Below are 26,064 nucleotides of genomic sequence, written 5' to 3'. Positions count from 1 at the left end.
TCAGCGTCCCGTCCGGCCGTCGATGTTCTCGCGGATGATGTCGAGATGGCCTGCGTGGCGGGCGGTCTCCTCGATCAGGTGGGTCAGCGCCCATCGCATGGACGGCGAGGAGCGTCGGCCGGCGGCCCTGGGCGCGGGCTCGCCGAGGTCGGCGTAGGTCCCGATGACCGCGTTCGCCTCGGCCACCGCCTGCCGGTAGCCGGCCTGGATGCCGGGTACCGTATCCGACTCCCCGCAGGTGAACGTCGACTTCCAGTCGGCGGTGTCCTCGCCGAGGAAGAAGAACCGTTCGACGAAGGTCAGGTGCCGCACCAGCCCGAGGAGGCTGGTGCCCGATGGCACGGCGGCCGCGCGCGCGTCGGCCTCGCCGACACCGTCGAGTTTCGACACCGCCGACGAGCGCAGGTAGTCGAGGAAGCCGACGAGCACTTCTTTCTCCGATCCGCCGGTCGAAGGCGGCGGTGTGTCCTTGCGGCGAGGAGCCATGGGGTCACCATAGGCAAGAGCGCGCGCAGCTGTCGCGTATCGGTGCGGTCGGCGACACGACACGCGACAGCCACCGCGGCGTCAGCTCGCCGGGCCGCTCACCGACGACGAGACCGCGAGCGGATCGGGCACCTCGCCGGTACGGATCGGGCAGCGGGTCTGCGAGTAGATCGTCGGCATGCAGAGATTGCAGTGGACGCACTTCGACGTCGTCGACGGGTCCGCGGCGATGCGCAGCGGCAGGTCCGGTTCGCGCAGGACCGCACGTCCCATCGCCATGAACTCGAAGCCCTCGGCCAACGCCATGTCCATCGACGCCCGGTCGGTGATGCCGCCGAGCAGGATCATCGGCAGGTCGACGGCCTTGCGCAGTTCCCGGGCGAGCGGGAGCAGGTAGCCGTCGTGGTACTGGTACTTCTTGAGGAAGATGGGACCGAAAGCCTTGAGCCCGTATTTCATCGGGCCCGAGAAGGCGTCGGCGAAGGCCTTGCGCGGGGCGTCACCGTGGAACAGGTACATGGGATTGAGCAGCGAGCTGCCGGCCGTCGGCTCGATGGCGTCGAGGTGTCCGTCGGACTCCAGCAGCTGCGCCACCTGACAGGCCTCGTCGATGTTGAAGCTGCCTAGCTTGGCGCGACCCTTGGCCCGTGCCGCCGGCGACCGTTCGATGTCGGGTTTGCCGACGCCGTCGTAGGTGTTGAGCTTCACCCAGATCGCGGCGGAGTTCCCGACCTCCTCGCGCACGCTCTCGACCACCTCGCGGGCCATACGGGCGCGGTTGACGAGGCTGCCGCCGTAACCGTCGCGACGATGGTTGAGCAGGGGAGACAGGAAGCTGGAGATGAGATAGTTGTGGCCGCAGTGGATCTCGAGGCCGTCGAAGCCGGAGTCGACGGCGATGCGGGCGGCCTGCCGGAACTTGACCCGCAGTTCGGCGATGTCGGAGACAGTTGCCTTGTGCGTCAACGACATCCCCATCGGGGCGGGAATCCGCCCCGGACCCCACGCCTTCTTGCGGTTGGAGACCGAGTTGGCCACCGCGCCCGCATGTCCCAGCTGCGCGGCGGCGAGTGCGCCCTCGGAGTGGATGGCGTCGGTCAGTCGGCGCAGGCCGGGCATCGCCTCGGGACGCATCCAGATCTGGTGCCGGTCGGTGCGGCCCTCCGGCGAGACGGCGCAGTAGGCGACGGTGCTCATCGCGACGCCGCCGGCGGCGACCTCACGGTGGAACTCGATCAGCTCGTCGGTGACGAGCGCGTCGGGCGTCATGCCCTCGAAGGTGGCGCACTTGATCAGCCGGTTCCGCAGGGTGAGCGGGCCGAGCTGGGCGGGGCTGAACGGTCCGGTGGTTGGGCTGTCCACGGGGGTCCTCTCAATCGGTTTCGGTGTCGGACGGGCTGGCTGTCTGCTCCCTGAGGAAGCCCGGAGCTTGCGGAGCGCTCTTCGTCTGCTCCCTGTCTCGAAGGGCAGGTGCCGACAATCCCGCGGTGACGAACTCCGCGAGGGCGGCGACGGCTTTGGCGTCGAGCGGCTCGGTGCTGCCGAAGCGCAGGAGGATCAGCTGGAAGGCGAGTGCCCAGCGTCGGCGGGCCGCGCCGGCGGGCAGTCCGGGGATGGCGTCGAGCAGGATGTCGGCGAACGGATCGAGGCCGAACCACCGGGCGGTCCAGCCGACCGTCGGGTGGTTGAGGACGAACCGTGACAGCAACCGCAGGTGCAGGTGACCGGTCGGATCGCCTTGGAGCTCGACGAACGGTGCGAGCAGTACGTCGACGATCTGGTGGACCGAATCGGTCCCGGGATCGATCGAGGCCAGTGCGTCGGCCCAGCACGGCGCCAGCCGGGATTCGAGCAGGGCGATGGTCAGATCGTCCTTGGTCCCGAAGTGGTAGTGCACCGCGGCCGGGTTGGCGTCGGCGGCGGAGCAGATCGCACGGACGGACACCTTGTCGTAGCCGTCGGCCAGGAAAAGCCGTTCGGCGACGGCGAGCAGGGCCTCGCGGGTGCCGGTCGATCCGGCCCCGGACGGCGTCGCATCGGTGGTCTGGGTCACAGTTGGATGAAATCACAGATCAAGCAGCGTTTCAATCATTGATTGAAACCGCCGCGGTGTTACCAGCGAGTAGTGGGACGGACTGCGACGGACCAGTGACGGGACGTAGGGTGGCAGGCGTGGCTGAACACTTTCAAACAGTTGTATTGGGTGCAGGTCCAGGTGGGTACGTAGCCGCGATCCGGTCGGCTCAACTGGGCATGAAAACCGCCGTCATCGAGGAGAAGTACTGGGGCGGTGTGTGTCTCAACGTCGGATGTATCCCGTCCAAGGCGTTGTTGCGTAATGCCGAGCTCGCACACATCTTCAATCACCAGGCCAAGACCTTCGGTATGAGTGGCGATGTGTCCTTCGACTTCGGCGCGGCGTTCGACCGCAGCCGCAAGGTCTCGGACGGCATCGTCAAGGGTGTCCACTTCCTGATGAAGAAGAACAAGATCACCGAGATCGACGGTTACGGCGTGTTCACCGATGCCAAGACCATCAAGGTCGGCGATCGGGAGATCACCTTCGACAACGTCATCATCGACACCGGCTCGACCGTGAAGCTCCTGCCGGGCGTCGAACTGTCGGAGAACGTGGTCACCTACGAGACCCAGATCCTCACCCGTGAGCTGCCCGAGTCCATCGTCATCGTCGGTGCGGGCGCCATCGGGATGGAGTTCGGCTACGTGCTCGCCAACTACGGCGTCGACGTCACCATCGTCGAGTTCCTCGACCGAGTCCTGCCCAACGAGGACGTCGATTCGTCGAAGGCCGTCGCCAAGGAATACAAGAAGCTCGGCGTCAAGATGCTCACCTCCACCAAGGTGCAGACGGTCACCGACAACGGCGACAGCGTCACCGTCACCTACAAGGACGCCAAGGACAACGACGGTGAGCTCACCGTCGACAAGGTCCTCATGTCCGTCGGCTTCGCCCCACGCGTCGAGGGATTCGGTCTGGAGAAGACCGGCGTCGAGCTGACCGACCGCGGTGCCATCGCGATCGACGACTACATGCGCACCAACGTCGAGGGCATCTACGCCATCGGCGACGTCACCGCCAAGCTGCAGCTCGCGCACGTCGCCGAGGCTCAGGGTGTTGTCGCAGCCGAGACCATGGCCGGTGCCGAGACGATGACTCTGGGCGACTACCGCTTCATGCCGCGTGCCACCTTCTGCCAGCCGCAGGTCGCGTCGTTCGGTCTCACCGAGGCGCAGGCCAAGGACGAGGGCTACAACGTGAAGGCCACCACGTTCCCCTTCACCGCCAATGGAAAGGCGCAGGGCCTCGGCGAGACCGCGGGCTTCGTCAAGCTGGTCACCAACGCCGACACCGACGAACTGCTCGGCGGACATCTCGTGGGCGACAATGTCTCTGAGATGCTCCCGGAGATGACGCTGGCCCACAAGTGGGATCTCACCGCCAAGGAGCTCGCCCGCAACGTGCACACCCACCCGACCATGTCGGAAGCGCTCCAAGAAACGTTCCACGGCGCGATCGGGCACATGATCAACTTGTGAGCCGCGCCTCGGGTTGGTCTGCCACGGCGCGATCGGGCACATGATCAACCTGTAGACACACCCAAAACGGCTGCGGCCGGTCCGATCCCGCGAGGATCGGACCGGCCGCAGCCGTGTGTCTGGCGCGTTTCGGCGTCTCCGCAGTGGCGGGATCAGGCCCCGCTGGTCTGGGCGTCGGCAGCCTTCGCCAGCTCCTCGAGGATCTGCAGCGACAGGAACGTCATCGGCCCGTCGTCCTCGAACTTGTCGCCGACATTGCCGGCGAGTCCGCCCTCGAGTGCCAATCGGCCGCACAGGTCGAGCTTGAGTTGCGGGGAGCCCTCGCCGAAGTCGAGATCGTCGAGGTCGACCCACACGATGTTCGGGCGGGTGGTCGATTCGTAGACGAAACGCTTGTTCGTCAGATCCGTCACCGTCTGCCAGATGGTCTGCGACGCATCCGGCTTGCCGGGGTCCGGGATGCGGAAGGGCTGCGCGGCGTTACGGATGACGCTGAACATCGCGGCGATGCCCTCGAGCTGGGTGCCGGGCTCGGCGAGTCGTTCGACGTAGTACGACGCGCGGGCGAAGCGGTCGGCGGCGAGGGTGGAACCCGGCAGCGGCTTGTCGCCGCCGAGTCCCTCGATCTCCTCGACCAGCTCGAGCTGCTTGTCGAAGGTCGGCGAATTGGTCATCACGCGGTAGGCGGGGTCGTGGTAGACCTTCGGATGACCATCGATGTACTCGATGATCGCCGAATCGCCGGTGGCGTCGTCGAGCGCGAGGTGGATGGTGGGAGGGGTGCCGCCCGTCGGATCGTCCATCTGCACCACTGCGACGTCGGTCTCCTCGATCCACGCGACCGCGTCGGCGACGGTGGCGAAATTGTCGAGGAAATACTGCAGCCAGACGGCCTGACTCAGCGCCGGTCGCGACTCGTCGTAGGTGCCATAGGTGGACTCGGCCAGCCAGAGCACATGTCCCGCCAGGCCGGCTTCGTTGAGCCCGTCGACCGAGATGATGTCGAAGGCGGCGGCGATCACGCTGCCGTACTTCGACGTCCAGGTCAGTTCACCCTTGACGCCGTCGTCGCGCTTCACGCCGCGCGGTTGCTTCCACAGGTTGGTCATCAGATCCTTGTGGAAGTCCATGTTCCGGCCGACCAACACCGAACCGTTGGCGTCGGGCCACATCACTCGTGTGCACATGCGTTGTCACTGCCTAACTCCTAGAGGGGGTTTCGGTCTCCGGGAGACGGAGTCCTCAGTGACCGAGCCTACTCATGCGTTGTTCGAATGCTCTGCCGCACAGAGAAGTTGGCGCATACTCGACTCGGTCCGTCAGGTGCGGAGCCCCCGTCCCTGCCGTAGGACATGATCTGCAGACGACGCGATAGGCAATTTCGTGACATTTCCAGCTCCTGTGACGACAAATTTGAGCAGGTGTGATCGGCGCCGATGCCGGGGACGGACGACCACGACACGTCGATACGGGACATATATGTGGATGACGTGGGATTACGCCGAGATTTCGGCGTCGGCACATCCGATTCGCCCGATGCGGGTGGTGCGGGGTGAACTGCTGCGGGATCGAACAGCGAATGCCGGGAAAGATCGAATACACGGTATAACCAAGGGTTATGACGACAACCATTCTTCACAATGCTCGCCTGATCGACGGGACCGGTGCTGACGCGATCGCTGACGCGGTTGTCGTGATCGACGACGGCAAGATCACCTACGCCGGAGCGGCCGCTGGTGCCCCGCAGATCGACGAGTCGGTGAAGCCGGTGAAGGTGGACGTCGGGGCAACACCGTCACCCCCGGATTCTTCGACTGCCACGTGCACCTCTCGCTGCCGGGCACCAAGGGCTCGCCGATCTCGGCGGCGATGGTTCCGCCGTCGTACCGCTACTTCGAACTCATCGACCGCCTGAAGACCACCGTCGGCGCCGGTGTCACCACCGTGCGCGACCTCATGGGCATCGACGTCGGGGTCCGCGACGCGGTCGCCCACGGCCTGGTGGCCGGTCCGCGCCTCCTGGTGGCCGACAAGATGTTCAGCCAGACCGGTGGTCACGCCGACTTCCACATCCCGTCCGGCCTGGACGGCACCGGCCTCGTCGGCGGCCTGCTCGTCGACTCCGTCGACGAGGCGCGCAAGGAGGTCCGCCAGCTGCTGCGTAACGGCGTCGACGTCGTCAAGGTCGCGTCCAGCGGTGGCGTCACCTCGCCGAGCGACGACCCGGATTGGCTCGGTGCCCGCACCGAGATCGTCGCCGCACTGGTCGAGGAGGCCCACAACTACGGCGGCCGCAAGGTCGCCGCGCACGCGATCGGTCTTCTCGGCATCCAGGCCGCCGTCCAGGGTGGTGCGCACAGCATCGAGCACGGTTATGCACTCACCGACGAATTGCGCGCCGAGATGGTGGAGCGCGGCCAGTACCTGGTTCCGACTCTCATCGAGACCCTGAAGCCCGACACGGCGACCCCTCAGGCGGTCGCCAAGAGCACCAAGTGGCACGCCCTGGCACACGAGTCCATCGCGGCGTCCATCGAGGCCGGGATCAAGGTGGCCGTCGGCACCGACGCCGGTCTGGTCCCCGACCACGGTGCCACCCTCGGTGAGCTCGGCTGCCTGGTGAAGTTCGGTGGCATGACCCCGATGCAGGCCATCGTGGCCGGCACCAAGACCTCCGCCGAGCTGTGCGACATGGCCGACAAGCTGGGCACCCTGGAGGCGGGCAAGCTCGCCGACGTCGTCGTCGTCAAGGGCGATCCGCTCACCGACATCGACTCGCTGGCCGACCACGACAACATCCTCTTGGTCCTCAAGGAGGGCAAGACCGCCTCCAACCGCGGCGGATACGCACTCTGAACCGCATGGTCTGACGTATCGACAAGAGCCGGTGACCTCTTCGGTCACCGGCTCTTGTCGTATCCGATACGTACTCGCACCCCTTTGTTCGCCGACGATTCGTTGAATAGCAGAAGAATTCGCGCAACCTTTTCTCGACATTCTCCGGAATTCGACGAGAAACGGGCGTGGCGGAGGCGGACTACGCTCGGAACGGTGAGTGCCGCCGAACGTGTCCGCGAATGGGACCTGCCGTGGCCCCTCGATATCCGGGGCACGGTGGGGCACCTGCGACGCGGTGCCGGCGACCCCACGTTCGTATACGGCAACGACGGTTCGATCTGGCGTGCCGTCCAGACCCCCGACGGACCCGGCACCGTGACGCTGCGCATCGCCGGCTCCCGGGTGCTCGGACGTGCGTGGGGGCCGGGCGCCGACTGGCTGCTCGACCAGTTGCCGGACTTCCTCGGTGCCGCCGACGACCCCGAGGCCATGACCGTGCGCGACGACGTCGTCGCCGGCCTCGTCCGCCGGTCGGTGGGCCTGCGGATCGGCCGCACCGACCGGGTATGGGAGGCGCTCGTCCCGGCGATCCTCGAACAGAAGGTCGTCGGGGCCGAAGCATTCCGGGCCTGGCGGTATCTGGTGAGGCGCTTCGGCGAGCCGGCGCCCGGTCCGGTGCCCGACACGATGCGGGTACCACCGCCGCGTGGCGCGTGGGCCGACATCCCGTCCTGGGAGTGGCACCGCAGCGGCATCGAACCGGTCCGTATGCGCACGATCCGCGGCGCGACCGTGATGGACGTCGAACGCCATCACGACCGCCTGCGTCTGCTACGCGGTGTGGGGCGGTGGACCGAAGCGGAGACGCGTGCGCGCGCGGTCGGCGACACCGACGCCGTGTCGGTCGGCGACTATCACATCCCGACGCTGGTGGGGATGACCCTCATCGGTGAACCGGTCGACGACGCGGGCATGCTCGAACTACTGGAACCCTATGCCGGACAACGGCGTCGGATCATCAGGATGGTCGAGCTGCACGGCGTCCGGCGAGAGCGGCGCGGACCGCGGATGACGGTGCGCGACTACCGGTCCTTCTGACCCGGAGCGTCAGCGCGACGCATCCGAGGAGGAACAGGACCAGCGCGACCACCCCGCAGTACACCAGCCCGCCGGTGCGACCCCACGGCGGCATGAACGCGAGTTCCTGGCCGGTGCCGTAGGTTCCGTTCAGGAACGGCATGTAGCTCTGCAGGGTGTAGCCCTCGGGTACCAGGCTGATCGCGTTCTCGATCACGTACGCCCAGCCCAGCAGTGCGACAACGGTTCCCGCCGGGTGGCCGACGATCGCCGCGAGTCCGATGCCGATCCCGACGGCGCACACCGCGAACACCGGCACCGAGACCAGGAAGCGGACGCCCTCGGCGGAGCCGATGTCGACGCCGCTGTAGACCTTCGGGAAGAACGTGGGCAGGATCGCCATCACCAGCGCGACCAGTGCGGCGCTGCACAACGCGGCGCCGGTGCCGTAGGCGATCCACCGGGACACCAGGCCGGTCCACCGTCGCGGGTACAGGTGGCGGGCGATCTCTCCGAGTGCCCCGCGCTCTGCGGTTGCCTGCGCGTAGGCGGCGACCACCGCCCAGATCATCACGGTGAAGGTGATGACCCAGTACACCGAGTTGGTCGTGGTGACCGAGGTGACCTGGATACTCCCCGAGATCGAGGCGAATCGTTCGGCGACGGTGGCGACACCCAGGGTGATCACGAGGGGCAGCAGGACCGCGCCCGGGATCAGCCCGTACAGCAGGATGCTGCGCGCGCCCCCGACCCGGGTGAGTTCGGCACGCGTGCCGCGGCGGATCTGGCCCGCCACGGCCGCGAGTGTGGTGGTCATACGGTGACTCCTGCGGTGGGCTTCTCGGCCACGGTGGCGAGGTATGCCTCCTCGAGATCGGTGTGCCCGCCGATGAATTCGGTCAGCGGCGCATCTGCCGCGACGTGGCCGGAATCCAGCACGACGACGCGGTCGGCGGTGCGAGCCACTTCGTCGAGGTGGTGGGAGGCGATGAGCAGACGGCGACCCTCGTCGGCGAGATCTCGCAGAAGCCCTCGCAGCCAACGGATGCCGTCGATGTCGAGGCCGTTCACCGGTTCGTCGAGGATGAGGGTCCGCGCATCACCCAGGAGTGCGGCGGCGATCCCGAGTCGCTGACGCATGCCCAGGGAGTAGTCGACGACGCGGCGCCCGGCCACGTCGGTGAGTCCGACGAGGTCGAGGACCTCGGCGACCCGCCCGGTCGGGATCCCGCCGGCCCGCGCGAGCCAGGTCAGATGACGGCGGGCGGTGTGTCCGGGATGCGCCCCGTCCATACCCAGGTGCATACCGATCACCGTCGACGGTGCGTCGAGATCGGTGAACCGCTTGCCGTCGATGAGGATTCGTCCGGACGATGCCGGAATGACGCCGCAGATCGTCCGCAGCAGCGTCGTCTTCCCGGTGCCGTTGCGGCCGAGGAGGTAGACGAGCTCGCCGTCGTCGACCCGGGTGGTCACCCCGTCGAGAACGGCCTGCCCGCCCACACGGACGGACAGGCCGTTGATGTCGAGCACGTCGACTAGCTGTTGCAGTAGACGTTCAGGCCGACGGTCTTGACGCCTTGGCACAGGGAATTGGCCGAGAGCTTCCAGTTGCCGTCGAGCTTCTTGAACTCGATGGTCATGCGGATCGTGGGACGGCCGGCCGAACCGCTGTTGAGCGTGGCCGTGACGCTGTTGCCCTTCTGCACCAGCGGGCCGGTCACCTCGTTCCAGCCGCGCGGCGCGCGGAAGATGCCCAGCGAGTACACCGTCTTCGGCACGACCACCGCGTTCATGCCGCCCTCGACGTTGGCGGCCTTGGCCTGATCCGACGCCGGGGTCTCCACCAGGAACTCGACGATGTCGTTGAGATCGGCGAGCGTGGGACGGTCGGTGGTGACCTTGAAGTTCGGCGGGAAGGTCTTGGCGGCCGAGGCACCGCCGGTGGCCGCAACGAGCCCGACGACGGCCACGAAAGCCGCGAGCAACGTGATGGTCATCCTGCGGACGAGATGCATGACTTGGGTCCCTCCTGTTTCGGCGATGGTCGTTCGCCAACGCCTTTGGAGAAACTTAATCCTCGAAATTAGTTAAGGCAAGCCTCACCTGAATGGAATTTCGGCCAGGGGCCCGGCTCCGCGCCGGAGCGGGGCGAGACGCAGGACGATCTCGCAGTCCCCGCCGGACGGATCCGGGGAGACCGAGACGGCGTACTGCGAGCTGAGTGCGGGGGAGCCGGCGGCGAGAGCCTGTTCGATGACGCCACGTGCGACGCCGCGGGCCACCTCTGGGTGGGTGCGGGCGATGTCCTGCAACGGGCAGGAGCAGAGCCGCACCTCATGAGAACCGAAGGCGCTCACGATATTCGACACCTGAAAACCCAGTTTGCCGAGGATCTCGGAGGCCACGGTGACGGGGTCGGGCAGATCGGCCGCGATGACCGGAGACGAATGTTGTTCGGCCCACAGGCGACCGGCCTCGGCGCCGGCACGCTCGCGCGCCGCCCGAGTGCTGCCCAGCTGGCCGAGTAGATGGCCGAGGAGGGCGCCGGTGGGGGCCTGGTGGACGAGTTGATAGCCCACGCTGGGGCGTCCCACGCCGAGCGTCGGAACGGTCGTGGTCTCGACCCGGCCCTCGTCGACGAGTTTGGCGAGGTGGAATCGGGCCGTCGTCACATGCAGGTCGAGGCGCGTCGAGATCTCCCCGGCAACCATCGGCTCGTCCGATTCGGCCAGCAGGGCGATGATCTTCTCGCGCTGCTTGGTTGCCATAGGTGCCCCTCTCGATCTCGACGCGCCCCCAGGCCTGCTTCAGTTCCCGGAGGAGTTGCCCCCGGTGGGATTCTCCAACACCACCAGTGTGACCACCGCGTCGGTCCGCGCTTCGAGCGCATGCGGGATGTTGGCGTTCACGTGGATCGCGACCCCGGTCTCGAGGCGGGTGGTGGTGTCACCGACGGTGAAGTCGATCTCGCCGGTCTGGCCGATGACCAGGATCGGACGGCCCGCGCAATGGTCGGGCATGGTCTGGCCGGACAGGAACGACAGCCGGACGACGTTGCCGCCGTCGTTGCGCGAGAGCACCGAGATGTCCGGACGATCGCCGGCCTTGCCGGTGTTCTCGGTGAGGCCGGTGATCATGGTCGTGTCGCTCACTTCGCGGTCTCCGGCTTGGTCGCGATGACCTCGATGGCGGCCAGGTGCGACTTGTACTCGGTGAACGTCGAGCGCATCGCGAGGACGCGCTTGCGGGCGTCGCCGTCACGGATCACGTTGCCCACGAACTTCAGCGCGCGGCCGAGGCCCTCGTCGGCGATCACGCGACGCGGTTCGAGCAGCGCCATCTTGGCGAACTTGACCGTGGTGACCTCGAAACCGGCGTCGGTGAGGAGCTTTCGCCATTCGGCCTCGGTCAGCGGACGGGCGTTGACCTTGATCGACCGCGCCAGCGACTTGCGGATCTCGGTCTTCTCGTCGTCGGGAAGGGTGTCGGGGTTGATCGCGAGTTCGTGGATCGCGTACCGGCCGCCGGGACGCAGCACACGGAAGGCCTCCTCGACGATCTTGGCCTTGTTGCGGTCGGACTGCATCGTGAGCATGGCCTCGCCGACGGCGACGTCGGTGCTCGCGTCGTCGAGCCCGGTGGCCGAGGCGTCTCCCGGGACGACACGTCCGCGATCGCCGATGACGTCCTTGGTGAGGACGACGGCGTCGGGATCGTCGTCGACGCCGACATAGCTGCGCGGCGAGCGCTCGAGAATCGCGGTGGCGGTCTTGCCGAGTCCCGGAGCGATCTCGAGGACGTCGGCGCCGCTGATCGCGGCGTCGTCGAGCAGGCTCTCGGTGAGCTCTCGTCCGCCCGGACGCAGGACTCGCTTGCCGAGTCGCGCGAGGAGCCAGTGCCCCGGCATGTCCTCGGTCTTGCGCTGGCCGAACGGCAGCTGATCCCCGGACGTAGTTTCGTTAGTCATACCTAACCTCCCTATTTCGAGGAGAACCATACTGCAAATGTCAAGCAGGCATGACCGGCGCCGGCTTCACGCCGAGGACGTACTGCCCCTGGCCGGTGATCGTCTGCTCGACGTCGACCACCCCGGCGGCGCGCAGGCGCTCGACGATGGTGTCCTCGTCGAAGATGCGGAAGCCGCTCAGGCCGACGATCCGCTGCACTCCGGGCAGGGATGTGAGGTCGGTCGCCACCGAGGTGAAGACGACGATCTCGCCGCCCGGGCGGGTCACCCGCACCAGCTCGTCGACGACGGGTAGTGGATCGGGGATGAGATAGAGGGCGGCCAGGCAGGTGACGACGTCGAAGGTGTTGTCGCCGAACGGGATCGCGTGGGCGTCGGCGCGGAGGAACGCGGCGCGGTCGACAGCGTTGGTGCGGGCGGCCCGGGCGAGCATGGGTGGGGAGAAGTCGATCCCGATGCAGCGGCCGTCGCCGGTCAGGCCGTCGGCGATGCGACGCGTGTAGTTGCCCGGGCCGCAGGCCACGTCGAGGATGAGTCGGTCACCGGGGCGGGACAGATACGCGCGGAGCGCGCGGTCGTAGTCCTCGGTGGCCCGCCCGCCGAGACTGAACAGCCGAGTGAACGTCGGCCGCCAGAGATGCTCGTATATCTCGGCGAAGGCGGCGTTGCGCATCAGGCGCTGGCTGATCGACTCCATCGCTCACCCGTCGGTCACGTATGGCGATCGCGCTGGATGCGGAGTGTGTGGATCGTGGTGGCCAGGCTGTCGTACTGTCCGACGAGCAGGGTGAACTCGATCAGTTTGCGAGCGTCGAGGTGCCGCGACAGTGCGGCCCAGGCGATGTCGGAGACGTCCTTGTCGGCGACCAGCTCGTCGACCGCGCGCAGGATGGCCCGCTCGCGGTCACCCCACCCGGCGTCGGGGCCGGAGAGGATGCGCTCGAACTCGGCGTCGCCGATGCCGGCCCGACGGCCCAGCCGACGGTGATGGTCGAGTTCGTAATCGCAGCCGCGCAGGTGCGCGACGCGGATGATGATCATCTCGGAATCCTTGCGCGGCAACGTCCCGAACGGCATCAACCGGCCGCTGAAATGCAGCCAGCCGCGGAACAGTCCCTTCGTCCGGCCGAGTGTGGAGAAGATGTGCGCGTCGTCGACTCCGATGACGCGTGCGGCCCCGCGCGCGAAGACGAAATTGAAGGGTCCGAGTTCTCGGAGACCACCCGGTGTGACTCGCGGTGCGCTCATGGGGCCACGGTAGACTACGCCCACTATGACGAACAGCACACGGACGTTCACAAGTGTCGAAGAACTGATGGCCGCGATCGGGGAAGACCTCGGGTCGGGCGAGTGGCTGGAGATCACCCAGGAGCGGATCGACGCTTTCGCCGACGCCACCGGCGACCATCAGTGGATTCACACCGATCCGGAGCGTGCGAAGTCGGGTCCGTTCGGCACCACCATCGCGCACGGATACCTCACGGTCTCGCTGCTGCCGATGCTCGCCGGCCAGATCTTCTCGATCGAGGGTCCCAAGCTCGTCCTCAACTACGGCATGAACAAGCTGCGCTTCCCGAACCCGGTCAAGGTCGGCGCGCGCATCCGGTCCAACGCGGTGATCACCTCGATCGAGGAGACCCCGAAGGGCGTGAACATGGTCGTGACCAACACGGTCGAGATCGAGGGCGAGGCCAAGCCCGCCTGCGTCGCCGAGAACCTGCGCGTCCTCGTCTACTGAGTGTGGCGATCCGCGGCGCCCGGCCTCATCCCGCCGGGCGCCGCGGACACTCGTTGACCGCCGGCTGTCCGGCGAGTCGTCTGTTGAGCCACTCGAGCGCCACCGGGAAACCCAGGATCGCGCCGGTGACGTGCTCACCGAAGATCTCCCGGTAGGCGGCGACGGCCCCGTACCCGCACTGCCGGCGGAAGAGCGCACGGGCGCCCGCCGCGGGTATCCACCATTCGTGGGTGCCGTGATAGATCAGCAAGGGCACCACCGACTTACGGTCCGCCATCGCGGTGAGCCGGTAGATCCGCTCGGCCACGGGTGAATGGAACGGATCCGGGTCGTTCGACAGCAGCTGCATCGGCATGAACGTCCCGCCGCCCAGCGCTTCGGGGATGACACACACGTTCTTCAGGGGTGAGGTGGCCAGCCACCGTGCGGGCCGGTTGGCCATCGCGAGGATCTCGGTGCGTTCACGTGCGATGCCGAAGGTTGCGGCGTGGAACAGGCCGGTCGCCAGGTTCGCGTTCATGCTGCCGACCAGCATGCGGAAGTCCGCGGGCACCCCACCGAGTGCGGCGCCGACGATCCGGTCGGCCAGTTCGGGTGCATACTCGCCGACCAGCTTCGACGCCCCGTGCGTCGCGATCGCCCCGCCGGAGTAGCCGGTCATCGCGATCCTGCTGTGCCGCAATACGTCCGGGCGAACTGCCAGGCCGGCGCGGATCGCGTCGAGCACGACATGCCCGGCCACGACTGGTTCGGCGTAGGCCATCCGTGGACCCTGGTGGTCGGGGATGAGGACCGCGTGACCGTCGTTCAACGCGAGCTGGGTGGTCGGCGGGATCAGGTCGGTGATGTTCGTCGCGATCGAGAAGCCATGTGCGAGCGTGTATCCCGGAGTGCAGGCGGCGCCGAGCGAGTCGATGGGCAGGTTGTTGACCAGCAGGGGTCGGGGTCCGCGGGCGGCGCGGGCCGGGATCAGCAGGGTCGCGGTGCCGAAGATCGGGGCGCCGACCGCGTCGGTCGTGGCGAACTTGATCAGGGTGGCCGATCGGAGCGGGACGGTGACCACCGGAGCGGCGGTCGCGGTGACGTCGCGAACCGCGAGCACCTGCCCCGGCGTCAGCGTCGAAAGGTCTGCCGGCCAACGATCGAACAGCGGGTCGCCGGTGGGTGACGGCAACAGTGCCTCCCGCAATTCCAGTGTGCGCTGGTCGAATCCGGATGCGCGTGCGCGCGGCGGGATCTCGCCCAGGCGGGGGATCGGGGGAGGTGGCACGGCCGAGTCCACGGCGTCGACCACCGGGGGCGGGAGGGGCATCATGTTCGGCGGCTCGCCGGATGCGATCCCCGGAGTCGCCGCGCACAGCGCAGCCACGACCGCCGCGGCGATGCTCACGATCAGCGTGCGACGGCCGGCCCGGTGTCCTCGACACTGCGCGCTCGTCGCCATCGGGTGCCTCCGCGGTTCGCGAGTGCATCGTCGCCTCGCTGCGGTCGACACTAGGTCAAGCGACCAGGTGTAGACGCCCGGCACCCCGATGGACATTGCTTCGATATCCAACCGTGATCGCGTCGGTGGTGGGCAGTGACGCAATCGACGTGGAACCCGAATGTGCCCTGCCGATCTCCGCGCGGGCGTTTAGCATGACGGAGTTCGGATGAGGATGAGCGAGTTGGGCTGACCATCGGGGGTGAGCTGACCCGGGGATCGCTGGCGTGACAGGAGAGTTGGCGATGCGCTCGAAGTGCAGGTGGCGATCACGGACGCTGATGCGTGCGGCGGTGTCGGTCGGTGTCGCCACGGTCACGCTGGTCGGGGGACCGGGAACGGGCGCGGTCGCCCACGCCGAGCCCCCGAATCTGACCGCCATACCCTCGGATGTCCCGGGCGAGATCGACGCGGTGATACCGCCGCCCCCGATCAAGAAGCTCAACCGTATCCCGCAGAGGTCGAAGATCGAGGGCGGTTCCGAGGAGCTGCAGGAACTGCGTGAGGCGGTCATGCCGTCGCCGGTGGGTGATCGCTTCTTCGATCACTGGCCCGCCGACCTCGCCGCACTCGAGCCCGGGGACCTGATCGCGACACGGAACGTGACGCAGGTGGCCGGCTTCCTCGTCACCGTGCCGCTGCGTTCGGCTCGGCAGATCAAGTTCCGCACCACCGACGCGACCGGCGGACCGCTCTTCGGCACGGCAACGCTCTTCGTCCCCGAGAAGGCGTGGAAGGGCCCGGGGCCGCGGCCGATCGTCGTCAACAACACGCCCATCGTCGCGCTGGGAACCACCTGTACACCGGGTTACACGTTCTCCCACGGGTACAACAAGGACACCAACAACACCGACCTGTTCCCGCCCCTGACCCAGCTGGCGCTCGATCGGGGTTATGCGGTGATCGTGCCCGACCACACGGGCGCCCGGATGGCCTATGCCGAGCCGTATGTCGGCGCGCACGTCGTCCTCGATGCCGTCCGTGCCGCGGCGAAACTCGATCCGACCGAGTTCGGTCGTGGTCCGATCGTCATGCACGGGTACTCCGGTGGTGCGATCGCCACCAACGGGGCTGCGAAACTCGCCTCCACATACGCCCCCGATCAGGCCGGACGCTTCGTCGGCGCGGCGATCGGTGGTGTCCCGGCCGACTACCGGGTGCTGGCGGGGGCGATGAACGCCAACCTGGCGTCCGGGGTCTTCCACTCCGCGATGCTGGGTGTGGGGCGGGAACGTCCGGAGACCCTGGCGATGGCCAACAATCCCGCACGATGGCTCGCGACGTCCGGGCTGCGCGACCTCTGCACAGGTGAGATGGGCATCCTCGGGCTCTCCCATATGCCGACCCAGCTGCTCTCGCTCGACCCCGACCCGTTCCACTCGCCGGTCGCCGACCACATCTTCGACGTCACCTCGATGTCCGGATACAAGGCGTCGATGCCGCTGTTCATCTACAACGGGACCTACGAATGGTGGATCCCGGCGGCGCAGGCGCGTGCCCTGTACGCCGAACAGTGTGAGCTCGGTGCGACCGCGATCTACCGCGAGTACCCCATCGAGCACCTCACGGCGGTGTTCACCGCGTTCCCCGACGTCGCGACCTGGCTCGACCGCCGGCTGCGGGGAATCCCCGCAGTGAACGAGTGTCCCTCCGCCGGTTGAGTAGGCGAGGAGCTTGCGACGAGCCGTATCGAAACCAGCTCGTCCCGCATCCGGAAATCGCTCGTTCTCAACGACTCTCGGTGATCGCCATGTACGGCGACACCGTCGAGGAGTGTTCGTTGACGCGGAGTGTGGCACCCAGCGCGGGGAACGCCCGCTGCGCGCACTGGGTTCGTTCGCAGACGCGGCAGCCCGCACCGATCGGGGTCACGTGCGCCTGCGGCCCGATCTCGAGGCCGTCGGAGTAGATCACCCGGCCGGCATGGCGGAGTTCGCATCCCATGCCGATGGCGAAGGTCTTACCGGGTTGTCCGTACCGTGCGGCCCGGCGCTCGACGGTGCGCGCCACCCAGAAGTAGTTGCGGCCGTCGGGCATCTCGGCGATCTGGGTGAGGATCTTGCCCGGCGAGGCGAATGTCTCGTAGACATTCCACAGCGGACAGGTACCGCCGCTGGAGGAGAAGTGGAATCCGGTGGCGGACTGTCTTTTCGACATGTTTCCCGCGCGGTCGACGCGGACGAACGACCACGGGATGCCGCGGAGGTTGGGGCGTTGCAGCGTCGAGAGCCGGTGGCAGATCGTCTCGTAGGACACCGCGTAGAACGCCGACAGGCGTTCGATGTCGTAGCGGAAGTCTTCTGCCGCACCGTGGAACTGGCTGTAGGGGAGTACGACGGCGGCGGCGAAGTAGTTCGCCAGGCCGAGCAGGGCCAGCGACCGGGCGTCCTCGCTGGTGAAGTTGCCCTGATCGACGAGTTCGTCGAGGAGATCGTGGTATTCGAGGTAGCAGAGCTCGCTGGCGAGCTTGAAGGTCCGCTGACCGGCGGAGAGCGCGGCGGAGAACTCGAGTCGCCGCTCTTCGGAGTTCAGACGATGCAGGGTGTAGTCACCGAGGTCGACGCGGCGCACGATGCTGATCCCGTGGACGTTCTCGATGCGGTTCATGATCTCGCGCCGGATGTCCGCGGAGTGCATGCGCATCCGGTTCGTCATCTCCTCGGCGGCGATGTCGAGCTCGTGGATGTAGTTGCGGCGCTGGTAGAAGTAGTCGCGAACCTCTTCGTGCGGGGCGCTGATCGTGCCGCGCATGCTGCGGTCGCCGCGTTCGTCGGTGGCCGCCGCGAGCTGGTCGGTCGCGATCCGGTAGCGCCGGTGCAGATTGACCATCGCCTGCGCGATCTCCGGATGCGCGGCGACCATCGTGCTGATCTGCTGGGCGTCGTGCGCGCCCGGCGCGGCCTCGATGTCGTCGTCGAGCAGCACCTCGCGCAGTTCGGCGACCAGTCGGAGGTCGTCCTGGGAGTCGAAGAACCCGGCGTCGACACCGAACGCCTCGGTGATCTTGCGCAGCACTGAGGTCGTCAGCGGGCGGGCGTCGTGCTCGATCTGATTGAGATACGACGCCGAGATCGACAGCGTCTGCGCGAGGGCCACCTGCGACAGTCCGCGCTCGGACCGCAGCTGTCGCAGCCGTGATCCGACGTAGGTCCTGTTCACTCGCCACCTCCAGAACAGGTGATGCCAGGTCGATGATCCCCTTCAGGGTACGGTGACCGCGTGCGCTCTCCCCACGGCCGGCTCCGCATCCCGATGCGGGTGACGGTCACGGCGTTCGCGCTGGTGACCGGGATGATCGCGGCCGCCGGTTGTTCGACCGGGCCGGCCGAGGCGCCGGCCCCTCGCACGCCCGCGGACCTGTTGCTCCCGGCGTCCGACCTGCCCCCGGGTTTCACCGCCGAATCGCTGTCCGTCGGTGACCTCGTCGCCGGGAACCGGGCGGGCATCGATGCCGCGCGTACCACGCGGGTGACACCCGAGTACTGCGCTCCGACGGCCGATGCGGCGCTGAACGGGGAGTTGACCGCGGACAACTCGGCGATCCTCGCCGCGCGAGGCGGCACCGGGGTGCTCGTCGAACTCCTCACCAGGGCGCAGCGCGACATCGACGCGGACCGGCTCGCCACCACCGGTCGCTGCGCGCGCACGACCACCGAGATCACCGCCGGCAATCTCGCGGGCAGTCGCGTCGTCACCGAATACACCGAGATCCGGCCACCTGAGGTCGACGGCGGACTGGGTACCGGCGAGCAGATGCTGCTGACGCGGTCCGAGGTCACCACGACGCTGCCCGACGGCGGTGTTCGACGCCAGACCGGCTTCGCCGGGTACGCCGCCCTGGACCGCCCGGCGTCGGGGCCGGTGACCGTCCAGCTGACGGTGTCGGGTGCCGCGACACCGGCCACGGATCCGCCCACCGAACCGACCGAACCGGTCGACTCCGCAGCCTTCGCGGAGCTGTTCGGCGAGGCGGTCGGCCGTGTCACCGCCCCCTGATCGAGGCCCTCGGAAGGCCGGCCGGGCCGTCTGTGCGGTGTGAATGTCGTCACTATGCGCCCGGTCATCGCCAGATGAAGGTCCCTCGACGGCTCGCATTCAGGCCGGGGAGCGTGCTGTACTGCTGAGTAGGAAATCCCAGTACGCGCGTACTTTTTACGACGAACCGCGGTGGTCTTCACACGCCAAGATTTGCAAACTTTGCAGAGCGTCGTCAAAAAATAACCCGGATTTGCACTCGTCGAGGGTTGGACCTGCGCGTTTGTCCTATGGCACCCTTGCTTCAGGCACCACAGACGGAAGCCCAAGAGTTCGCAAAGTCCAGCCGACACCGCTGCCGGACGCGCGAGTAGAAAGCTCTCGGGGTTCACGACGGATGTCAGTCAGCACTCCAGGCCTCGGCGGCGCGCCGGGCCGGTCGCCCCGATCCGACCCGGTCGGGACGAGCAGGACAACGAAAGCGAAGTAGCCAATGAGCAACGTCGGAAAGCCCCGCACCGCCGCGGAAATCCAGCAGGACTGGGACACCAACCCCCGCTGGAAGGGCATCAAGCGCGACTACACCGCCGAGCAGGTCGCTCAGCTCCAGGGTTCGGTCGTCGAGGAGCACACCCTCGCCCGCCGTGGCTCCGAGATCCTGTGGGACGGCGTGACCAAGGGTGACGGCAGCTACATCAACGCTCTGGGCGCCCTCACCGGCAACCAGGCCGTGCAGCAGGTCCGCGCCGGCCTGAAGGCCGTGTACCTGTCGGGTTGGCAGGTCGCCGGTGACGCCAACCTCTCCGGCCACACCTACCCCGACCAGTCGCTCTACCCGGCGAACTCGGTTCCGAACGTCGTTCGTCGCATCAACAACGCGCTGCTCCGCGCCGACGAGATCGCCCGCGTCGAGGGTGACGACTCGGTCGACAACTGGGTTGTCCCGATCGTCGCCGACGGTGAGGCCGGCTTCGGTGGCGCTCTGAACGTCTACGAGCTGCAGAAGGCCATGATCGCCGCGGGTGCCGCCGGTACCCACTGGGAGGATCAGCTCGCCTCGGAGAAGAAGTGCGGCCACCTCGGTGGCAAGGTGCTCATCCCGACCCAGCAGCACATCCGCACCCTGAACTCGGCTCGCCTCGCTGCCGACGTCGCCGGTGTCCCGACCGTCGTCATCGCTCGTACCGATGCCGAGGCCGCGACCCTGATCACCTCGGACGTCGACGACCGCGACAAGCAGTTCGTCACCGGTGAGCGCACCGCTGAGGGCTACTACCACGTGAAGAACGGCATCGAGCCGTGCATCGAGCGTGCGAAGTCCTACGCTCCCTACGCCGACATGATCTGGATGGAGACCGGTACCCCCGATCTCGAGCTGGCTCGCAAGTTCGCCGAGGCCGTCAAGGCCGAGTACCCCGACCAGCTGCTGTCCTACAACTGCAGCCCGTCGTTCAACTGGAGCAAGCACCTCGACGACAGCACCATCGCCAAGTTCCAGAACGAGCTGGGCGCCATGGGCTTCACCTTCCAGTTCATCACGCTGGCCGGCTTCCACTCGCTCAACTACGGCATGTTCGACCTTGCCTACGGTTACGCCCGCGAGCAGATGACCGCCTTCGTCGACCTGCAGAACCGCGAGTTCAAGGCAGCCGACGAGCGTGGCTTCACCGCCGTCAAGCACCAGCGTGAGGTCGGCGCCGGCTACTTCGACAGCATCGCCACCACCGTCGACCCGAACACCTCGACCGCAGCTCTCAAGGGCTCGACCGAAGAGGGCCAGTTCCACTAGGAGCCAGTCCGCCACTCCGAGATCTCGGCGAACGAGTCAGGCGGTCCGCGGCTTTCGCTGCGGGCCGCCTGCTGGCGTATCCAGGGCTTGGTTCGTACCCCGGGAGTTACCCATGTTCTTACGAGATCAGTTGTCACATCGGCGTTTCCCGAAGGGTCTGACATGACAAGCCAGAAGATCTGCCGAGTCGGCGTCGTCGGGGCCGGGCAGATGGGTGCCGGCATCGCCGAGGTGTGTGCCCGGGCCCAGGCGGATGTCATCGTCTACGAATCGACTCGCGACCTCGTCGCGGCGGGACGCGCCCGAATCCTGAGTTCGCTCGATCGGGGAGTGTCGAGCGGCAAACTGACCGAACGCGAACGAGAGCAGGCGGCGGACCGGCTCCGGTTCACCTCAGATCTGGGGGACCTCACCGATCGGCAGCTCGTCTGTGAGGCCGTCGTCGAGGACGAGGCCGTCAAGACCGCGATCTTCACCGAACTCGACAAGGTCGTCGTCGATCCCGACGCGGTATTGGCGTCGAACACCTCCTCCATCGCGATCATGAAGCTGGCCGCAGCAACTCGGAATCCCGGCCGCGTGATCGGTCTCCACTTCTTCAACCCCGTACCCGTCCTCCCTCTGGTCGAGCTCGTCACCACTCTGATGACCGCTCCCGAGGTGACCGCGCGGGCGGAATCATTTGCCCACGACGTCCTCGGCAAGCAGGTGATCCGTTCCGCCGACCGGTCCGGCTTCGTCGTCAACGCCCTTCTCGTTCCGTATCTGCTCTCCGCGATCCGCATGGTGGAGAGCGGCTTCTCGACGGTCGAGGACATCGACAAGGCGATGGTGCTCGGCTGCGCCCATCCCATGGGGCCGCTGAAGCTCGCCGACCTGGTGGGGCTCGACACGGTCAAGGCGATCGCGGACAAGATGTACGAGGAGTTCGGGGAACCCCTCTACTCGCCGCCGCAGCTGCTGCTGAGCATGGTCGAGGCCGGACGTGTGGGCAAGAAGGTCGGCCACGGTTTCTACGACTACGATCGGCTTCTCGTCGGCAAGAAGTGACGTGGGCCACTAGTGTTAGCAGAATGCTTGCATTTGCTAGCACGGCGTGGATACTGGAATTCGGAAACACCAATACCGATGGCGCCGCGGTTCCCTAATCTCGCGCGGTGACGAGCCGGAAGACATGGCGGCTTGCGACACCGACCATCACGTCGAACCGACGACAACCCGACATGCGACCGGCAATGATGCCGAGATCAGCGAGACCGCATGTGCTGCAGCGCGATTGGTGACCGACAGAAGGAGTCCCTCGTGACCACCACCCGTAACTACGCCCCCCTCTACGCCGCAGTCGGCGCCGGCGACTATGCCTTCACGCAGGTCACCGACAAGATCACCGAGCTGCGGGAGCGCACCGAGGCTGCTGCCGAGACCGCCCAGTCGCGTCTCGAGGCTCGCTACAGCGAGACCAAGGCCCTGATCACCGATCTGCCCGAGACGGCTCAGTCCCGCTTCGACGAGGCCAAGACCCGTATCGGGTCGCTGCAGGAGGAAGTGCCTGCCGAGATCGAGGAGATCCGCGGCAAGCTGACCACCGAGGAGCTCAAGAAGCTCGCCGACCCGTACGTCGAGAAGGCGACCGAGTTCTACAACTCGCTGGCCGAGCGCGGCGAGGCGACCCTCGAGCGCCTGCGCACCAAGCCGGTCGTGCAGGAGAACCTGACTCGCGTCGAGAAGGTCTACAACGACGCGGTCGACCTCACCGAAGACGCACTCGGCGTCGTGTCCTCGCAGACCCGCCTCGTGGGTGAGCGTGCCGCCAAGCTCGCCGGCCGCGTGAGCGACGAGGTCGAGGACGTCGCCGTCGCCATCGAATCGGTCGGCAGTGACATCAAGGAGCAGGCCGACGACGCGGCCAAGGAAATCGACGGCGCCGCAGGCACTGTCGAGGCCAAGACCCGCACCGCCAAGGCATCGCCGGCCAAGAAGGTCGCCGAGGCCAAGGAGGAGTCGGTGCCTCCGGTCAAGAAGGCCCCGGCCAAGAAGGCTCCCGCCAAGAAGGCTCCGGCCAAGAAGGCGACCACCAAGTAAGCTGTCGCGCAAGTCGATCCGACGCCCCCGCCGATCCGGTGGGGGCGTCGTCGTTTTTGCGCGGGAGGGTTTGTTTCCCGCGGGCCGGCTTCCCTCCCGCGGGTGCCGGCCAATAAGCGCGAGGGAATCAGCCCCGCGACAGGAAGACGGTCACGCGGGAATGGGATTGGGTGACAGCAGATTCAGATGCTCAAGCCAAGGTCGCAACAGGCCCACGACGGCGCCCTTCTCCAGATCCGTCCACGTCCATCGGACGACGATGGCACCGAGAGCGCGCAGATCATCCTCACGACGCTTCTCCCGCATCACGCTGTCTTCGATGGTGGTCCCCGGTTCGCGTAGGCGCCCGTATTTGACCATCCCGTCGAACTCTCCGATGAGCTGCTCGTCCCAGTCGAAGTCGGAATCGTAGGTGCCGCGGCGTCCGCGGAACTCGTGCTGGAGTCGCGGTATCGGAAGACCCGCTTCGATCATCTGTGCGCGACTCCACGATTCGGCCACGGTCTCGGATAGGGGATCGGCGAGCTTCAATGCCCGCCGCGCAACGCGCACGCCGCGGCGTCGACGATCCGCCAGGATCTGTGCGAGCCTCTCCGGGCTTGCGCCGGTCCGCAGCGCCTGGTCGAATGCGGCCAACGCCTGGGCGAAGGTACCGCACGTCGCGACGTCGACCGCGGTGCGTTCGAGGGTCGTCACCAGAATGCCGTCCACCTCGACTATTTCGTCGTCACCGAATGGCGCTGCGTGGACGTGGCGGTGCCCCTGGATGAATCCTCCCGACTTCTTCCCGTTCGCGACGTGCACGGACTCGATGTCCGGTTTCAGGAGCGGGAGGCCGTGGACGGCGGCAGCCGACGCATGACTCAGGGGCATCGCCTGCGCCTCGGCGTCGCCGACGGTCGCCACCGCGATCGCTTTGAGCCGGTGTAACCGTTGTGCGCCCTCATGTCCGACGAATTGTGTCGATGCCGGTACGAACACGCCCGGGACGAGACGTAGGAGATCGCGGCGGCGGACGGCGGCCGCGAGCTCGTTGTCGGAGATCGCGGCGTCGAGCGCGGCGGCTCTTCTGAGGAGGCCGTACTGATCGAGTGGAAAGGCCATCACCCTACTTTGACGCGTTGGAACGCGGTTCGGCTCCCGCCGATTTCATCGCCTTCCCGCGTGAGTCTTTCCGTCCCGCGGGAGGCCTTCCCTCCCGCTTATCGGCTAGCGCCCGCAGGAGGGAATTCATCAGGCGGGAAGGAAGCTGTCACGCGGGAGCGGCGGGGGAGCGGATCGTCAGGACCGCGAGGGCGTCGTCGCCGGAGCGGTAGGTGTGGGGGACGTCGGATATCCACTCGAGCGTCTCGCCGGGGCCGGCGGACCGTTCCTCGCCGGTGCGGCCGGCGACGAGGTGTCCGCTGACGACGAGGATGTGCTCGACGACGCCGGGCCCGTGGGCGGGCGACTCGCGGACCCCGCCGGGAGTGAAGTGAAGCCAGAACACCTCGGTGGTGCTGCCGTCGGGATGATGCTCGACGTGGAGCAGTCGCGCGGCGAGGTGGGGGCTGGTGCCCTCCGTGCCGGTGTCCTCGCCGAGTAGTGCGGTGAGTGGCACCCCGAGCGGTCCGGCCACCGCGTAGAGGGTGTCGAGTGTCGGATTGCGTTGTCCGGCTTCCAGTTCGGACAGCGATCCCTTGCCGATCCTGGCCTCGCGGGCGAGGGCGGACAAGCTCATTCCTCGTTGGTCCCGCAACCGCGTGATCCGAGCGCCGACCGCGCGCCGGCGCTCGTCGCCTGCCGTCATCCAGCCAACCTCACGTCCCTCGGGAATGTTCTGTTTACGGAACGATACCGCTATGCTCGCCTCATGACCAGTACCGCGCCGTCGACTCGCACCGAGCCGATCATCGCGGGTGTCGTGACGTCGCTGGTCGGGTTCACCTCGTCGTTCGTCGTCGTGGTGACCGGCCTGCGCGCCGTTGGTGCCACACCGGTGCAGGCGGCGTCGGGTCTGCTGGTGCTGACCGTGACATACGCGCTCGGGACGATCCTGCTGTCCTGGCGGACCCGTCGTCCGGTCACGCTGGCGTGGTCGACGCCGGGCGCGGCGCTGCTCGCGTCGATGGCCGGCTCCTACGAGGGCAGCTGGTCGTCGGCGGTGGGTGCCTTCCTGATCGTCGGCTTGCTGGTACTGGCAACGGGTCTCGTGCCTGCGCTCGGCGACCTGATCGGGCGCATCCCGACGCCCATCGCGCAGGCGATGCTGGCCGGCGTGCTGCTCACCCTGTGCCTTGCACCGATGAAATCGCTTGGGGATCAACCCTGGTCGACGATCCCGATCCTCGTGGTGTGGCTCCTCGCGATGCGATGGCTGACGCGGTGGGCGCTCCCGCTGGCGCTCGTCGCGGCCTTGGTCGTGATCGGCGTGAACCTCGCAGTCGACGGTTACGACGGATGGGCAGGCGAGACGTGGTGGCCGCAGTTGGTCTGGACCGCGCCGACATTCGACGTCGCTGCCGTCGTCGGCATCGCGATCCCGCTCTACATAGTCACGATGGCCTCGCAGAACGTGCCGGGCGTCGCGGTCCTCAAGTCCTTCGGTTACGAAACACCCTGGCGTCCGGCGATGTTCGTGACCGGTGCCGGAACAGTGATCGGAGCGCCTTTCGGCGGACACGCGATCAACCTGGCCGCACTGTCGGCCGCCCTCGCCGCCGGGCCAGAAGCCGGCGCTGATCGTTCGAGGCGATGGATCGCCGGCGTCGCCACCGGTTCGACGAGCCTGGTGCTCGCGGTGCTCTCCGGCGCGCTCGTCGCCATCACCGCGATCTCGCCGGCGGGACTACTGGAAGCCGTTGCCGGACTGGCGCTTCTCGCGACGTTCGTGGCGTCCCTCATGGGTGCGTTCGAGCAGATCGAGTTCCGGATACCTGCTGCGCTCACGTTCGTCACCGCAGCGGCCGGAGTCACCTTCGCCGGGATCGGTGGAGCTTTCTGGGCGCTCGTCGTGGGGCTGGTGTCCTGGGGAGTGTTGCGGCGGGGTGGTTTCGACACGGCTCGTCGCTAGCGTTCCTCGCCCATCA

The 26,064-nt window shown here is 67.2% G+C and carries 25 protein-coding genes and 1 pseudogene; 10 read left to right on the top strand and 16 right to left on the bottom strand.

The genetic code is table 11. The features are described from left to right. The 3 genes from BLU62_RS20130 to BLU62_RS20120 form a co-directional block, all read right to left on the bottom strand. Positions 1–486: a DinB family protein gene (locus tag BLU62_RS20130; protein WP_074851727.1), complete on the bottom strand. Its 486-nt coding sequence runs from the start codon at positions 484–486 to the stop codon at positions 1–3. Between the two features lie 81 nt (positions 487–567). Continuing rightward, a complete protein-coding gene (locus BLU62_RS20125; protein ID WP_074851725.1) occupies positions 568–1,848 on the bottom strand; it encodes an NADH:flavin oxidoreductase in 1,281 nt (426 codons plus the stop codon). A 10-nt stretch (positions 1,849–1,858) separates the two neighbouring features. Next, positions 1,859–2,539 (bottom strand): TetR/AcrR family transcriptional regulator, encoded by a 681-nt coding sequence (locus BLU62_RS20120; protein ID WP_244278268.1) that lies wholly within the window; start codon positions 2,537–2,539, stop codon positions 1,859–1,861. A 119-nt stretch (positions 2,540–2,658) separates the two neighbouring features. Between BLU62_RS20120 and lpdA the strand changes: the two genes are divergently transcribed. Then, positions 2,659–4,044, top strand: a complete 1,386-nt coding sequence (lpdA, locus tag BLU62_RS20115) for a dihydrolipoyl dehydrogenase (protein ID WP_074851723.1) — start codon at positions 2,659–2,661, stop codon at positions 4,042–4,044. A gap of 152 nt (positions 4,045–4,196) precedes the next feature. Here the strand turns inward: lpdA and BLU62_RS20110 are convergent, their stop codons facing one another. Next, positions 4,197–5,231 carry a linear amide C-N hydrolase gene (locus tag BLU62_RS20110; protein WP_074851721.1) on the bottom strand — a complete coding sequence of 345 codons (1,035 nt, stop codon included), beginning with the start codon at positions 5,229–5,231 and terminating at the stop codon, positions 4,197–4,199. A gap of 431 nt (positions 5,232–5,662) precedes the next feature. On the opposite strand from BLU62_RS20110, the pseudogene BLU62_RS20105 reads away from it, so the two are divergent. Together BLU62_RS20105 and BLU62_RS20100 are read left to right on the top strand one after the other, a co-directional pair. Further along, positions 5,663–6,900, top strand: a pseudogene (locus tag BLU62_RS20105) (metal-dependent hydrolase family protein). 195 nt (positions 6,901–7,095) lie between these two features. Continuing rightward, entirely contained in the window at positions 7,096–7,980 is an 885-nt protein-coding gene (locus BLU62_RS20100) for a DNA-3-methyladenine glycosylase family protein (protein ID WP_074851718.1), read from the top strand. Here BLU62_RS20100 and BLU62_RS20095 read toward each other — a convergent pair. The 8 genes from BLU62_RS20095 to BLU62_RS20060 all read right to left on the bottom strand — a co-directional run bounded on the left by BLU62_RS20095 (position 7,901) and on the right by BLU62_RS20060 (position 13,177). Then, on the bottom strand, positions 7,901–8,776 hold the full coding sequence (locus BLU62_RS20095) for an ABC transporter permease (RefSeq protein ID WP_074851716.1): 876 nt from the start codon (positions 8,774–8,776) through the stop codon (positions 7,901–7,903). The two genes, BLU62_RS20100 and BLU62_RS20095, sit on opposite strands and share 80 nt — an antisense overlap. Then, positions 8,773–9,492, bottom strand: coding sequence for an ABC transporter ATP-binding protein (locus tag BLU62_RS20090; protein WP_074851715.1), 720 nt, complete (start codon positions 9,490–9,492; stop codon positions 8,773–8,775). Before BLU62_RS20090 ends, BLU62_RS20095 begins: the two co-directional genes overlap by 4 nt. A 5-nt stretch (positions 9,493–9,497) precedes the next feature. Continuing rightward, positions 9,498–9,977, bottom strand: a complete 480-nt coding sequence (locus BLU62_RS20085) for an MTB12 C-terminal domain-containing protein (protein WP_074851713.1) — start codon at positions 9,975–9,977, stop codon at positions 9,498–9,500. Positions 9,978–10,061: 84 nt separating this feature from the next. Then, positions 10,062–10,730, bottom strand: coding sequence for a helix-turn-helix domain-containing protein (locus BLU62_RS20080; RefSeq protein WP_074851712.1), 669 nt, complete (start codon positions 10,728–10,730; stop codon positions 10,062–10,064). 39 nt (positions 10,731–10,769) lie between these two features. After that, entirely contained in the window at positions 10,770–11,114 is a 345-nt protein-coding gene (locus tag BLU62_RS20075; RefSeq protein WP_074851710.1) for a cupin domain-containing protein, read from the bottom strand. Further along, positions 11,111–11,929, bottom strand: coding sequence for a class I SAM-dependent methyltransferase (locus BLU62_RS20070; RefSeq protein WP_074851708.1), 819 nt, complete (start codon positions 11,927–11,929; stop codon positions 11,111–11,113). The genes BLU62_RS20075 and BLU62_RS20070 overlap by 4 nt, the downstream gene beginning before the upstream one ends. A 40-nt stretch (positions 11,930–11,969) precedes the next feature. Further along, positions 11,970–12,626: a class I SAM-dependent methyltransferase gene (locus BLU62_RS20065; protein WP_074851706.1), complete on the bottom strand. Its 657-nt coding sequence runs from the start codon at positions 12,624–12,626 to the stop codon at positions 11,970–11,972. 14 nt (positions 12,627–12,640) lie between these two features. After that, entirely contained in the window at positions 12,641–13,177 is a 537-nt protein-coding gene (locus BLU62_RS20060) for a carboxymuconolactone decarboxylase family protein (protein WP_074851704.1), read from the bottom strand. 25 nt (positions 13,178–13,202) lie between these two features. On the opposite strand from BLU62_RS20060, the gene BLU62_RS20055 reads away from it, so the two are divergent. After that, the gene (locus BLU62_RS20055) at positions 13,203–13,667 is read left to right on the top strand and encodes a MaoC family dehydratase (protein WP_074851702.1); all 465 of its coding nucleotides are present in this window, start codon (positions 13,203–13,205) and stop codon (positions 13,665–13,667) included. Between the two features lie 25 nt (positions 13,668–13,692). Here the strand turns inward: BLU62_RS20055 and BLU62_RS20050 are convergent, their stop codons facing one another. Beyond that, positions 13,693–14,982 carry a lipase family protein gene (locus BLU62_RS20050; protein ID WP_074853035.1) on the bottom strand — a complete coding sequence of 430 codons (1,290 nt, stop codon included), beginning with the start codon at positions 14,980–14,982 and terminating at the stop codon, positions 13,693–13,695. A 413-nt stretch (positions 14,983–15,395) separates the two neighbouring features. On the opposite strand from BLU62_RS20050, the gene BLU62_RS20045 reads away from it, so the two are divergent. After that, a complete protein-coding gene (locus BLU62_RS20045; protein WP_074851699.1) occupies positions 15,396–16,811 on the top strand; it encodes a lipase family protein in 1,416 nt (471 codons plus the stop codon). A gap of 67 nt (positions 16,812–16,878) precedes the next feature. Here BLU62_RS20045 and ramB read toward each other — a convergent pair whose 3' ends face one another. Further along, the gene (ramB, locus tag BLU62_RS20040; RefSeq protein WP_074851697.1) at positions 16,879–18,309 is read right to left on the bottom strand and encodes an acetate metabolism transcriptional regulator RamB; all 1,431 of its coding nucleotides are present in this window, start codon (positions 18,307–18,309) and stop codon (positions 16,879–16,881) included. A 93-nt stretch (positions 18,310–18,402) separates the two neighbouring features. Here ramB and BLU62_RS20035 point away from each other — a divergent pair, with 93 nt between their 5' ends. From BLU62_RS20035 to BLU62_RS20020, 4 genes are all read left to right on the top strand, one after another. Continuing rightward, positions 18,403–19,146: a hypothetical protein gene (locus BLU62_RS20035; protein WP_099047910.1), complete on the top strand. Its 744-nt coding sequence runs from the start codon at positions 18,403–18,405 to the stop codon at positions 19,144–19,146. A 472-nt stretch (positions 19,147–19,618) separates the two neighbouring features. Further along, entirely contained in the window at positions 19,619–20,914 is a 1,296-nt protein-coding gene (aceA, locus tag BLU62_RS20030) for an isocitrate lyase (RefSeq protein WP_074851694.1), read from the top strand. A gap of 162 nt (positions 20,915–21,076) precedes the next feature. Beyond that, positions 21,077–21,964, top strand: coding sequence for a 3-hydroxybutyryl-CoA dehydrogenase (locus BLU62_RS20025; protein WP_074851693.1), 888 nt, complete (start codon positions 21,077–21,079; stop codon positions 21,962–21,964). Positions 21,965–22,216: 252 nt separating this feature from the next. Continuing rightward, a complete protein-coding gene (locus BLU62_RS20020; RefSeq protein ID WP_074853034.1) occupies positions 22,217–22,996 on the top strand; it encodes a heparin-binding hemagglutinin in 780 nt (259 codons plus the stop codon). A 150-nt stretch (positions 22,997–23,146) separates the two neighbouring features. Here BLU62_RS20020 and BLU62_RS20015 read toward each other — a convergent pair whose 3' ends face one another. Both BLU62_RS20015 and BLU62_RS20010 read right to left on the bottom strand, forming a co-directional pair. After that, positions 23,147–24,100 carry a hypothetical protein gene (locus BLU62_RS20015; RefSeq protein WP_074851691.1) on the bottom strand — a complete coding sequence of 318 codons (954 nt, stop codon included), beginning with the start codon at positions 24,098–24,100 and terminating at the stop codon, positions 23,147–23,149. A gap of 148 nt (positions 24,101–24,248) precedes the next feature. Then, the gene (locus BLU62_RS20010; RefSeq protein ID WP_074851689.1) at positions 24,249–24,785 is read right to left on the bottom strand and encodes a helix-turn-helix domain-containing protein; all 537 of its coding nucleotides are present in this window, start codon (positions 24,783–24,785) and stop codon (positions 24,249–24,251) included. Between the two features lie 63 nt (positions 24,786–24,848). Between BLU62_RS20010 and BLU62_RS20005 the strand changes: the two genes are divergently transcribed. Beyond that, entirely contained in the window at positions 24,849–26,048 is a 1,200-nt protein-coding gene (locus BLU62_RS20005) for a benzoate/H(+) symporter BenE family transporter (RefSeq protein ID WP_074851687.1), read from the top strand. Positions 26,049–26,064 lie beyond the last annotated feature (16 nt).

This window comes from Gordonia westfalica, assembly GCF_900105725.1.
In the GTDB taxonomy this organism is placed as follows: Bacteria; Actinomycetota; Actinomycetes; order Mycobacteriales; family Mycobacteriaceae; genus Gordonia; species Gordonia westfalica.
This window is presented reverse-complemented; position numbering and strand designations above follow the sequence as displayed.